This window comes from Noviherbaspirillum pedocola (assembly GCF_016632335.1).
GTDB classification, from domain to species: Bacteria; Pseudomonadota; Gammaproteobacteria; order Burkholderiales; family Burkholderiaceae_D; genus Noviherbaspirillum_A; species Noviherbaspirillum_A pedocola.
In genome coordinates this window covers 48,600-60,288 of the sequence record NZ_JAEPBG010000016.1, presented here as the reverse complement: position 1 = coordinate 60,288, position 11,689 = coordinate 48,600, and the positions used below count along the sequence as shown (strand labels likewise).

Annotated in this window: 8 protein-coding genes and 1 pseudogene; 6 read left to right on the top strand and 3 right to left on the bottom strand. The window is 64.8% G+C overall.

The annotated features are described in order from the left end of the window. From JJB74_RS25575 to JJB74_RS25560, 4 genes and pseudogenes are all read left to right on the top strand, one after another. Positions 1–1,818, top strand: a 1,818-nt coding sequence (locus JJB74_RS25575) for a calcium-binding protein (protein ID WP_267913199.1), incomplete at its 5' end; no start/stop codon positions are given. A 74-nt stretch (positions 1,819–1,892) separates the two neighbouring features. Next, entirely contained in the window at positions 1,893–4,076 is a 2,184-nt protein-coding gene (locus JJB74_RS25570; RefSeq protein ID WP_200596858.1) for a type I secretion system permease/ATPase, read from the top strand. A gap of 2 nt (positions 4,077–4,078) precedes the next feature. Further along, the gene (locus tag JJB74_RS25565; protein ID WP_200596856.1) at positions 4,079–5,515 is read left to right on the top strand and encodes an HlyD family type I secretion periplasmic adaptor subunit; all 1,437 of its coding nucleotides are present in this window, start codon (positions 4,079–4,081) and stop codon (positions 5,513–5,515) included. A 54-nt stretch (positions 5,516–5,569) separates the two neighbouring features. Then, positions 5,570–5,722, top strand: a pseudogene (locus tag JJB74_RS25560) (YjbQ family protein); the annotation flags it as partial. Here JJB74_RS25560 and JJB74_RS25555 read toward each other — a convergent pair. From JJB74_RS25555 to JJB74_RS25545, 3 genes are all read right to left on the bottom strand, one after another. After that, positions 5,709–6,350 (bottom strand): histidine phosphatase family protein, encoded by a 642-nt coding sequence (locus JJB74_RS25555; protein WP_200596852.1) that lies wholly within the window; start codon positions 6,348–6,350, stop codon positions 5,709–5,711. The pseudogene JJB74_RS25560 and the gene JJB74_RS25555 overlap by 14 nt on opposite strands. Positions 6,351–6,601: 251 nt before the next feature. Continuing rightward, a complete protein-coding gene (locus JJB74_RS25550; protein WP_200596850.1) occupies positions 6,602–7,222 on the bottom strand; it encodes a carboxymuconolactone decarboxylase family protein in 621 nt (206 codons plus the stop codon). A 208-nt stretch (positions 7,223–7,430) separates the two neighbouring features. After that, positions 7,431–8,117, bottom strand: coding sequence for a GGDEF domain-containing protein (locus JJB74_RS25545; RefSeq protein WP_200596848.1), 687 nt, complete (start codon positions 8,115–8,117; stop codon positions 7,431–7,433). A gap of 231 nt (positions 8,118–8,348) precedes the next feature. Here JJB74_RS25545 and JJB74_RS25540 point away from each other — a divergent pair, with 231 nt between their 5' ends. Continuing rightward, positions 8,349–10,037 carry an ATP-grasp domain-containing protein gene (locus JJB74_RS25540; protein WP_234484851.1) on the top strand — a complete coding sequence of 563 codons (1,689 nt, stop codon included), beginning with the start codon at positions 8,349–8,351 and terminating at the stop codon, positions 10,035–10,037. 9 nt (positions 10,038–10,046) lie between these two features. Continuing rightward, positions 10,047–11,150, top strand: coding sequence for a phosphoserine transaminase (locus JJB74_RS25535; RefSeq protein WP_200596846.1), 1,104 nt, complete (start codon positions 10,047–10,049; stop codon positions 11,148–11,150). Positions 11,151–11,689 lie beyond the last annotated feature (539 nt).

The following is an 11,689-nucleotide window of genomic DNA, read 5'->3' as shown; positions in this document are numbered from 1 at the left end:
CTGACCGATACCAGCTACTACGCTACCTACGTCAACGACACCGTTGCCTTCACCGACATCGCTTCTACCGACGTGCAATATCGCCAGAAGGACTATGACCTCATCGTGATGGTCAACGGTTCCACGGACCAGCTCACTGTCAGGAACTTCTTCAATCCGAGCTCCTTCAGCACCGTCAAGCAGTTCCAGTTCAGCGACAACGTCACGATGGACGTCAAGGCAGTCAAGGCCATCTCGGTGTACTACGGCGATGACAATGGCAACTACATCACCGGCAACAACGATTCCACCAACCGGATATATGGGCTTGGCGGCAATGACACTCTCTACGGTGGCGCTTACGCCGACCTCATCAATGGCGGTAACGGCAACGACAACCTCTATGGCAAGGAGGGCGATGATGTGCTCGATGGCGGCGCCGGCAATGACTCCATCAGTGGCGGCGACGGCAGCGACACCATCCGCTTCGGCAAGGGCTATGGTAACGACACGCTAACCGACAGCACCTACTACACCGTCTATGTCAACGACACCGTCGTCTTCACCGACATCGCTTCCACCGAAGCGGACTATCGTCAGCAAGGCTCCGACCTCGTCGTGCTGGTCAAGGGTTCAGCTGACAGCCTCACCGTCAAAAACTTCTTCAGTACCAGCTACCTCAGCACTGTCAAGCAGTTCCAGTTCAGCGACAACGTCACGATGAGCGTAAATGACGTGAAAGCCATCGCGGTCACCTACGGCGATAGCGCCAACAACGCCATCACCGGCAACAACGACAGCACCAACCGCATCTACGGCCTGGCCGGCGACGACTACCTGAACGGCGGCGCTTACGCCGACCTCATCGACGGTGGCGACGGCAACGACACCCTCTACGGCAAAGCCGGCGATGACACCCTCATCGGCGGCGCCGGAAACGACCTGATCTACGGCGACGACGGCAACGACAGCATCGACCCCGGAACCGGTAATGACATCGTCTATGGCGGTGATGGCGCGGATACCATTCGCTTCGGCAAGGGCTATGGCACAGACCAGTTCCTCAGCAACAATAGCGCAAGCTACCGCTTGGACACCATCGACCTGTTCGACCTCACGCCAGCCGATGTCGAACTCGCGCGCGTCGACGACATGCTGCAAATCCGCGTCAGTGGCAGCAGCGACGTGCTCAGCATCGGCAGCTACTTCACCACCAGCGGCAACGTCACCACCGTCAAGCAGCTTCGCTTCCAGGACGGCACCACCTGGGACGATGCCGCCATCAAGGCGAAGACCATCACCTACGGCAACGAGTCCGGCAACACCATCACCGGGTACGACGGCGCACCGAACACCATCTTCGGCATGGGCGGCGACGATACGCTTGCGGGCGGCTCGGGCAACGATGTCCTTGCCGGCGGCCGCGGCAACGATAGCCTGAACGGCAAGGCGGGCAATGACACCTATCTCTACGCCGCCGGCGACGGCGCCGACGTCATCGGCGACTACGACACCACGCCCGGCAACGTCGACACCCTCACGCTCGGCGTCGGCATCACCCGCGACCAGCTCTGGCTGAACCGCAACGGCAACAACCTCGACATCCGCCTGCTCGACGGCAATGCCAACGACCGCATCACCGTGGCCGACTGGTATGCCAATGCCGGCTACCATATCGAGCAGATTCGCCTGGCCGATGGCGCGACGCTGATCGACAGCCAGGTCAATGCGCTGGTCGACGCCATGGCCGCGTTCGCGCCGCCGGCCCCCGGCAGCAGCGCGCTGCCGGATCTCTATCAAACCGCTCTGGCGCCGGTGATTGCCGCCAACTGGAAGTAAGCCTTCCGTCACATCGCCGTGCGGCGCAGCGAGGCCGCGCGCACGGCGCCGTCTCCTGTTTGTTCGAGGACTCGATGCAGCCATCATCCGCTTCGCCAGCAGTTGCAGAAAACCCCATCCCCACTTCCAGCCACGCTCCATCCACGCCGGATACCGGCCTCGCCTGCCTGGTCATGATCGCCAAGCTGCACGACATCGCCGCCAACGCCGAGCAGCTTGCGCACCAGTTCGCGCCCTCCGGTGTTGCGATGGGAATCAATGACTTGTTGCTCGCTGCCAGGCATCTGGGGCTAAAGGCCAAGGCAGTCCATGTGCAGGTCAGCCGCATCGAACACACACCACTGCCCGCTATTGCCGTCGGCGCGAATGCCGAAGGCAAGTTGGAGTTCTTCGTGCTGGCCCGCTATGCCGACGGCCGCGTGCTGGTCCATGCGCCTCGCGTCGGGCGCGTGGAAACCTTGTCCCTCGCCGAGCTGCAGCAGCGCTGGAACGGCACCCTGCTGCTGTTCGCTTCGCGCGCTTCGCTCGCCGGCGAGATGAGTCGCTTCGACTTCAGCTGGTTCATCCCGGCCATCGTGCGCTATCGGCGGCTGCTCGGCGAAGCGCTGCTGGTGTCGCTGGCGCTGCAGCTGTTCGCGCTGATCACGCCGCTGTTCTTCCAGGTGGTGATGGACAAGGTGCTGGTGCATCGCGGCTTCACCACGCTCGATGTGATCGCCGTCGGCCTGACCGTGGTGGTGCTGTTCGAAGTGATACTGACCGCGCTGCGCAGCTACGTGTTCTCGCACACGACCAGCCGCATCGACGTGGAGCTCGGCGCGCGGCTGCTGCGCCATCTGCTGAGCCTGCCGCTGTCCTACTTCCACGCGCGCCGCGTCGGCGATTCGGTGGCGCGGGTGCGCGAGCTGGAAAACATCCGCGCCTTCCTGACCGGCAATGCCATCACCGTGGTGCTCGATCTGCTGTTCTCGGTGGTGTTCATCGCGGTGATGTTCGTCTACAGCGGCTGGCTGACCGGCATCGTGCTGCTGTCGCTGCCCTGTTACGCGCTGCTGTCCTTCATTGCCACGCCGGCGCTGCGCGCGCGGCTCAACGAGAAATTCCAGCGCGGCGCCGAGAACCAGGCCTTTCTGGTGGAAACCATCAATGGCATCGACACCGTGAAGGCCATGGCGGCCGAGCCGCAATGGCTGCGCAAATGGGAGAGTCAGCTCGCGGCCTATATCGCGGCGAGTTTCCGCTCGGTGACGGTGGGCACCCTCGCCCATGGCGGCGTGTCGCTGGTCGGCAAGCTGGTCACGGTGGCGACGATGTATGTCGGCGCGCGCCTGGTCATCGGTGGTGAGCTGACGGTCGGCCAGCTCATTGCCTTCAACATGCTGGCCGGCCAGGTCGCGCAGCCGGTGATGCGCCTGGCACAGTTGTGGACCGACTTCCAGCAGACCGGCATTTCGGTGCAACGCCTGGGCGACATCCTCAATGCCCGCGCCGAAGTCGGCGGCAACCGGCATGCGCTGCCGCCGCTCGCGGGCCGCATCAGTTTCGAGCATGTGAGCTTTCGCTATCGCAGCGACGGCCCTGAAGTGCTGGCCGACATCAGGCTGATGGTGGCGCCGGGCGAGGTGATCGGCATCGTCGGCCGCTCGGGTTCGGGCAAGAGCACGCTGACGCGCCTGGTGCAACGCATGCTGCTGCCGGAACGCGGCCGGGTGCTGATCGATGGCATGGACCTGGCGCTGGCCGATTGCGCGTCGCTGCGGCGGCAGATCGGCGTGGTGCTGCAGGAAAACGTGCTGTTCAACCGCAGCATTCGCGACAACATCGCGCTGGCCTGCCCGGGCGCGACGCTCGACGAGGTGATCGCGGCAGCCCGGCTGGCCGGCGCGCATGACTTCATTCTCGAGCTGCCTGAAGCGTATGACACGCCGGTCGGCGAGCATGGCTGCACGCTGTCCGGCGGCCAGCGCCAGCGCATCGCGATCGCACGCGCGCTCATCACTGATCCGCGCATTCTGATCTTCGATGAAGCCACCAGCGCGCTCGATTATGAAAGCGAACGCATCATCCAGGCCAATATGAAGACCATCTGTGCGGGTCGCACGGTGTTGATCATTGCGCACAGGCTGTCGGCGGTGCGCGATGCCAGCCGCATCGTAGTGATGGAGCGCGGCCGCATCGTCGAAGTCGGCAGTCACCGGGAATTGCTCACGCGCGAAAACGGCCATTACGCGCGGCTGCATAGCCTGCAGGGAGCGTGAGCATGCGCGCTCCGCTGTCATTGCATCTTGCCGCGCTGGCGGATCTGCTGCGCCGGTATTGCATCGTCTTCGCGCATGCCTGGCGCCATCGCGCCGAGCTCGATACACCACCGCGCCGCGCGCATGAAGCGCAGTTCCTGCCGGCCGCGCTGGCGCTGCAGGAAACGCCGGTGTCGCCGGCGCCACGGGTGACGATGTGGCTGCTGATCGCTTTCGCCGTGATCGCGCTGCTGTGGTCCGTGTTCGGCCGCATCGACGTGGTCGCCAGCGCCGACGGCCGCATCGTGCCGGACGACCGCACCAAGACCATACAGCCGATCGAAACGGCGAGCGTGGCGGCAATTCATGTGACCGACGGCCAGGAGGTGCGGGCCGGCGATGTGCTGATCGAGCTCGATGCGACGATGGCGCGGGCCGATCACGAACGCCTGCGCGGCGAGCTGGCCGCGGCGCGGCTGGTGGTAGCGCGCGGCGAAGCGCTGCTTGGCGCCATCGATGCGCCGGCGATCGATGCATCGCTGCGACGTCCGCCGGATGTCGATGACGCGCGCTACCAGGATGCGCGGCAGCACGCGATCGGCCAGGTACGGGAATACCGCGCGAAGGCGGCGCGCATCGATGCCGAGGCCGCGCGCCACGAAGCCGAGCTGCGCTCGGTGCGCGAGATGGTGCGCAAGCTGGAACAGACGCTGCCGATTGCCAGCCGGCGCGCCGAGGACTATCGCACGCTGGTCGAGCAAAGCTATGTGTCGCAGCACGGCTATCTGGAGCGCGAGCAGGCGCGCATCGAGCTGCAGGCCGATCTGGCGACGCAGCGCAGCCGCGAAAGCGAGATCGCCGCCGCGCTGAACGAATCGCGCCGGCAGCGCGAAGCGCTCGCTGCTGAAACCCGGCGTGGCGCGCTCGATGTCGTCAACGACGCCTCGGAAAAGGTGGCGGCGCTGGAGCAGGAAGTGCGCAAGGCCGACAACCGCAGCCGGCTGATGCGCCTGACTGCGCCGGTCGATGGCGCCGTGCAGCAACTGGCCGTGCATACGGTCGGCGGCGTGGTCACGCCGGCGCAGGCGCTGATGATGATCGTGCCGCGCGACCATCCGCTCGAAGTGCAGGCCTATGTCGAAAACAAGGACATCGGCTTCGTGCGCGCCGGCCAGGAAGCCGAGATCAAGGTGCAGACCTTCCAGTACAGCCGCTACGGCACCTTGCCCGGAAGAGTGATGTCGGTATCGCATGACGCGATCAATGACGACAAGCGCGGGCTGGTGTACCTGGCGCGCATACGCATGGACAGGGCGACGATGATGGTCGATGGCGCCGAAGTGTCATTGACGCCGGGCATGGCGGTGGCGGCGGAAATCAAGACCGGGCGGCGGCGGGTGATTGAATATTTCCTGAGCCCCTTGATCGAGCATGCGAGCGAGAGCTTGCACGAGCGATAGGTCGCCGGCGGTGCTTTCCGCAAACCCGCGACCGAGTGGCGTGCGCAGCAAGCCGACGCGCATGGGGAGCGCCAGATCATGGCCTGCGAAATCGTGGTCGCCATCACCAATGGCAAGCTCGACTTCGGAACCCGGCAACCGATCTTCTACGGCGCGTTCGATGGCATGCGCCGAAGGCGCGTGCTGATCAAAATCATCGGGGAATGATGTCGGGCAGTGCGATCGCGCCTTCGCGCGAGATCCGTCCGTCGCGGCAACTCACGCTTTCAGTGCGGCAATTGCCGGGCATGTCCACGCACATTGCGCCGTCGGCCGCATCGATTTCGCCAAGCAGCGTGCGCACGCCCTGCAGCACCCAGCCATGCGTGACGACGAGGATGGTAGCCGGGCTGCTGCGCGACAGATCCTCGAGCAGCTTGCCTATGCGCGCGAGCATGGCCGTGAAGCTTTCACCGTCCGGCTGGGCTGCATGCGCCGGATCGTGGCGGATCGACGCGAGAAACTCCTCGTTCAGCTTGCCTTCGAAAACTGCGCCGACGCGATTCTCGTTGGCCAGGCTGTTGACCAGAACCGGCAGTCCAAGCGCGGCATTGACCAATTGCGCGGTCTGGCGCGCGCGCAGGAATTCCGAGCTGACGATGGCTTCGATGCCGGCGCCGCGCAGGCGCTCGCCGAGCAGCTCGGCCTGCAGCCTGCCCTTCGCCGTCAGCGGATAGGGCGTGCGCGGGTTGCAGTTGCAGGTGCCGAGAAGATTGCATTCATATTCGCCGTGGCGGGCAAAGATCAGGCGTTTTGCTGCGCGGCTGGGCTCTTGCAGCCAGTCGGATTGGAGCATGGGTCGGGCGGGGTCAGGGAAAAGGGGATCGATGAATCATGGGCGAGGCGTGATGATACCGGCTTCGCGGTGGCTGCGTGCGGCGGCCTGAAAGGGAAACTCGACAGCTGATTCGCATGTCGCCTGCGATGGCAGCCACGGCTCGTGAGCTCAAGGCGCGGCGTTTTGTAGGGTGGGCGCAGCCCACGCGGTAGCGGCGTGACGTACCGCGTGGGCTGCGCCCACCCTACGGATTCACCGGAGAGTTCCGGTTACTCCGGGAAGCGCACCAGCCGCTTCGCATCTTTCGGCGACTGGTACTGCGCCACATTCATCTGCATGGCCAGCAGCGTGTAATAGGCGTTGATGCCGGTGAGGTCGACCACGCCGTGCTTGCCGAAGCGCTTTTCGGCGCGCTCGAAGGTGCGATCCGACACGCGCTTGTTCTTGTGCAGCTCGGTGGAAAAGTCGTAGATGATTTCCTCGTCTTCGCTCATCCCGGTCGGCCGGCGGCCGTCGGAGATGGCGTCGGCGACGTCTTTCTTGATGCCGGCCTTCAGCGCGATCGGATAGTGCACATACCACTCATAGTCCTGCGACCATTCGCGCGCGGTGATCAGGATCACCAGTTCGCTCAGGGTGTTGCCGATCGAGGAGTGATAGCGCAGATAGTCGCCGGTGGCGCGGGCCTGGGACATCACCTGCGGGCTGTACATCAGCGGCTCGAAGGGTCCGAACACGGGCGTCTTGCGCGCCGCCATGAATTCCTCGGCAGCCTTCTTCTGCTCTTCGTTGTATTGATCCGGCGGGATCGTGGGCAGGCGGTCCGAAGCATGCGCGGCGATGGAAAACAGGCTGGCGAGCGCAAGAGCGCAGGCGGCGAATTTTTTCATGGTTGTCTCCTCTTGTGGTTGTTTGCAGCGTGATTTGCGTTGTCGCCCGCGCATGATAAAGGCTGCGGGCGTTTTTTGGGATGGTCTTTGACGGATGAGTCATGCGCAAGCAGGCAGGCTCGTGTAGCGCCTGCTGCGCCCACGCGTTCTCCGCTATCGACTCAACGCGAGGGCGCAACAGGCCATACACAATTGCTGCGACCTTCATTCACGCCGCAATGGCAACCTGATCCTTGCCCGCGCGCTTGGCGCGGTACAGCGCGGCGTCGGCGCGCTCAAGCGCTGCGACCAGCGCTTCGCCGGCGCCGCATTGCGCCACGCCGCCGGAAAAGCGCAGTGTCAGCATGTCTGCGCCATGCGCCAGCGCGCAGCGCGCCAGTTCCTGCCGCAGCCGGTCGATGGCGCGCAGGCCATGTTCCAGCGGCGTATCCGGCAGCAGGATCGCGAATTCCTCGCCGCCAAAGCGACAGATCACATCCATCGGACGCAGTGTGCCGCGCGCCACGCGCACCAGGTGCGCCAGCGCGGCATCGCCGGCGGCGTGGCCGTAGTTATCGTTGAGACGCTTGAAGTCATCAAGGTCGAGCAAGGCCAGGCACAGTGGTGCGCCGCGCCGCGCAGCCCGCGCGGATTCGCGCGCAAAGGCTTCCTCCATACCACGCCGGTTCAGGCTGCCGGTAAGCTGGTCCGCACGCACGAGTTCGCGCATCGTCTCCAGCTGCTGTTCCAGTTCGCGGATGCGCGCCTGTGCAGCCAGCGCCTGCTGCCTGGCTGACACCATCTCGTCGCGCGAGCGCAGCGCCTCTTCCTGCAGGGAACGCATGTCGTGCAGCAGCGCGTCCGGCAGCCCGCGCGGTAGGGGACTGCGGCTCGAATGCTGGGCTGTATGGGACATGACGGTTCCTTGCTGGTTGTCTGAAGTGATTTACAGGTGGTCAATGATGAAACCGCAACAGCGCAAGCCAAGCCGCAAGCAGCAATGTCTTTTCGCCTCTTTTCAACGCATGTCACACCGCGGTCATCACGCATCATCGCTGGCGTCACCATGGCGTCCCCTGCGCAGGCAACGCGCATGGCCTGCGTCCGCGACCCGACATCGGACGCCTCGCCTTCATCCGGATTTCACATGATTCTTACCGCGACTCCCTACCTTTGGGAGCAGATGTATCAAGCGCCGCTGCATGAGCGGCTCGGCCCCGCGCCCGATGTGCTGATCGATTTCCTCACGCAGACGCTGCAGTTGCACGCCGCTGCTCCGGCCATGCCCGACCCCGGCGCCAGCGCCGAAGTGCAGGCTGTGCTTGCCGACATGGCGCCGGCATGGCGGCAAGCGCTGAGCTTGCGCCTGCTGGGTGTGTTCTTCGTTGACGGTCTCGTGACGCCGATACGCGCTGAGCTGCTTGCCGATGCGCAGGATGAGCCGGTCGGCGCGGTGCTGCTGGTCGACGCCGCAGCGGTGAAGGCCGACGGCGCATGGCGCGCAGCGCTCTACGCTGTAATGGAGCGGGCGCAGGACAGCTGGCTGGCAGGCGACGCCGCGCCCTTCCCGCGCCGCGCGCGGCGCTCGGCCGCTACGCAGACCTGTCTGGATCTCGTGATGCAGCCCGGCGCGCCCTTTCTCGGTTTGGCGCCGTTCGCGCGGCTTTCCGCCGCGAGCGGCGACATGCGCGCGGTGGCGCAGGCATTGCTGGAACTGGCCGGGCAGGAAGCAGATAACCCGGGCCTGTGGATGAATCTGTCCACCGCCTTCTTCGCGATGGGCCAATCCGATCTCGGCCTTGCCATGCAGGCTCAAGCACTGGAGGCGCAACGGCTGTATCCGCTGCCGGCGGCGCGGCAGCCGGCCGGCCTGCGGCTGTTGCTGCTGATGGCCGAAGGCGATCTCGCCGAAAACACGCCGCTGGACTGCCTGCTGGAAGGCAGCGACGTCGAGATCACGCTTTACTACGCCAAGGCCGATGCGCCGTTGCCAAGCGATCTGCCTGAGCATGATCTGCTGATGGTCGGCATCTCGGATACCGTGGCGAACCGCCCTCTTCTTGCGGCGCTGACGCCCCTGCTGGCAGCATGGCCCAAGCCCGTGATCAATGCGCCGCAGCACATCCCGAACACCGAGCGCAGCGCCGCCAGCGCCTTGCTGGCCGATGCGCCGGGCATCGCGATGCCACCGACGCGCGAAGTCGCACGCGCCGCGCTGCAGGACGTGGCGCAGCAGCCGGAAGGGGTGGCAAGCCTGTTCGACGACTGCGCATTTCCGCTGATCGTGCGGCCGGTTGGTTCGCATGCGGGCCGTGACCTGGCGCGCATTGCCGATGCCGGCGAGCTGTCGGCCTATCTCGATCGCGTGTCCGATGCGTGCTTCTACGTTTCGCGATTCATCGATTACAGCGGCACCGACGGCCTGTTCCGCAAGGCCCGCATCGCGCTGATCGACGGGCAAGCGCATGTATGCCACATGGCGATTTCGTCGCACTGGATGATCCACTACGTCAACGCTGGGATGTATGAGGACGCTGCCAAGCGTACGGAGGAAGCCGCTTTCATGGCGGACTTCGATGCCTTCGCCGCGCGTCACCGCGACGCGCTGGAAGCGATACACCGCCGGTCCATGCTCGATTACGTTTGCATCGATTGCGCCGAGACGCCCGACGGTGAATTGCTGATCTTCGAGATCGACCATGCGATGGTGGCGCATGCGATGGACCCGGCCGAGCTGTTCCCGTACAAGCAGCCGCAGATGCAGAAGGTCAAGGAAGCCTTCCTGCGTTACCTGCATACGCGGCATGCGCATGGCGTGCAGGCGCGCGCGGCATAAGAGGTGGACATGATGATCAATCCCAGGAATGCATTGAATTTTTCCGGCGGTCCCGGCGCGCTGGCGCAGAGCGTGTTGCAACAGGTGCAGGAAGCGATACAGGAAGCGCCCGGCGCGGGCCTGTCCATCCTTGGCGTGAGCCACCGCTCGGACTGGTTTGCGGCAGTGGTGGCCGAGGCCGAGGCGAATGTACGCATGCTGCTTGGCCTGCCGGCGGATTACCGCATCCTGTTCCTGCAGGGCGGCGCAACGCAGCAATTCTCGATGGTGCCGATGTCGCTGCTGTCAGGCAGCACGCTTGCGGCGGACTATCTGCATACCGGCTACTGGAGCGGCAAGGCCTTGCCCGAGGCGCGGCGCGAAGGCCCGGTGCGCACCGTGTGGAGCGGCGCGGATTGCGGCTTTGCGCGGCTGCCGACGGATGCCGAACTCGACTTCGCTGCCGATGCGCCGTATCTGCACTATGTGTCGAATGAAACCGTGGAAGGCCTGCAGTTCGACCGCGTGCTCGGCCGCGACGATGTGCCGCGCATCTGCGACATGTCTTCGGACTTCCTGTCCGCGCCCGGCGACTACGAGCGCTTCGCGCTGATCTATGCGCATGCGCAGAAGAACCTGGGCCCGGCCGGCGTGACCGTGGTTGCGGTGAAGGAGGCATTGATGGCCGGCATGCAGCGCGATTTGCCGGGTTTTCTCGATTACCGTGCGCAGGCCGATGCGCATTCGATCTACAACACGCCGCCGGTGTTCGCGATCTACGTGGTGATGCTGGTCACGCGCTGGCTGCGCGACGACATTGGCGGACTGGCGGCGATGGATGCGATCAACCGCAAGAAGGCCGCGCTGCTATACCGCGCGCTGGACGACAGCGATGGGTTCTACCGCGGCCGCGCGGCGCGCGCGGACCGCTCGCGCATGAACGTGGCCTTCAATCTGCCCGACGCGGCAACCGAGCGCGCTTTCCTGCAACAGGCCGAAGCGGCGGGCTTCTCCGGGCTGGCCGGGCACCGCAGCGTCGGCGGCGTCCGCGCCTCGCTGTACAACGGGCTGGAGATCGAGGCGGCGGCGAAGCTGGTGGAGTTCATGGAGGGCTTCAGGCTGCAATGGCGATAGGGTTGGCGAGTGGGATCCCGCGGTTGCGAGTCGGGATGAGGAAGGGAGTGTAGTGCCTTTGCAGTTGGCCTTTGCAGTTGGCCTTTGCAGTTGGCCTTTGCAGTTGGCCTTTGCAGTTGGCCTTCGCGGTTTCAGTTGCCTTTGTAGTTGTCGTTGCCTTTGTAGTTGTCGTTGCCTTTAATCCCGTTGATCGCGCCGTGGCGCCGGGCCCTGAAGCGGATAAGGTGCGGCGTCTGTCTGAGCGAAGCGCAGCGTAGCGAGTTTAGCCGCGCCCCGCTTCAGGGCCCGGCGACACGGGGACCCCCGAAGGGGGCGCGATCTCCGGGTCGCCTTTTCTTGGTTACTTCTTTTGGCGAATGCAAAAGAAGTGACCCGGCTGCCGGGCCGGGACCCGGCTTGCTCGCCAAGTGAGATAGCCGTTTTGTGGCATCGGGCCTCGGCCTTCGACCGGGCGGGCCTTTCAATCCAAGCTTCGATTACGCGACGACGACCAAGGCAAGAGCCTACCCCCTCAAGCACCTCACTCCGATGACGCAAAA

Coding starts and splice junctions, on each gene's coding strand:
- JJB74_RS25570 (WP_200596858.1), top strand. CDS start 1,893: ATGCAGCCATCATCCGCTTCGCCAGCAGTTGCAGAAAACCCCATCCCC.
- JJB74_RS25565 (WP_200596856.1), top strand. CDS start 4,079: ATGCGCGCTCCGCTGTCATTGCATCTTGCCGCGCTGGCGGATCTGCTG.
- JJB74_RS25555 (WP_200596852.1), bottom strand. CDS start 6,350: ATGCTCCAATCCGACTGGCTGCAAGAGCCCAGCCGCGCAGCAAAACGC.
- JJB74_RS25550 (WP_200596850.1), bottom strand. CDS start 7,222: ATGAAAAAATTCGCCGCCTGCGCTCTTGCGCTCGCCAGCCTGTTTTCC.
- JJB74_RS25545 (WP_200596848.1), bottom strand. CDS start 8,117: ATGTCCCATACAGCCCAGCATTCGAGCCGCAGTCCCCTACCGCGCGGG.
- JJB74_RS25540 (WP_234484851.1), top strand. CDS start 8,349: ATGATTCTTACCGCGACTCCCTACCTTTGGGAGCAGATGTATCAAGCG.
- JJB74_RS25535 (WP_200596846.1), top strand. CDS start 10,047: ATGATGATCAATCCCAGGAATGCATTGAATTTTTCCGGCGGTCCCGGC.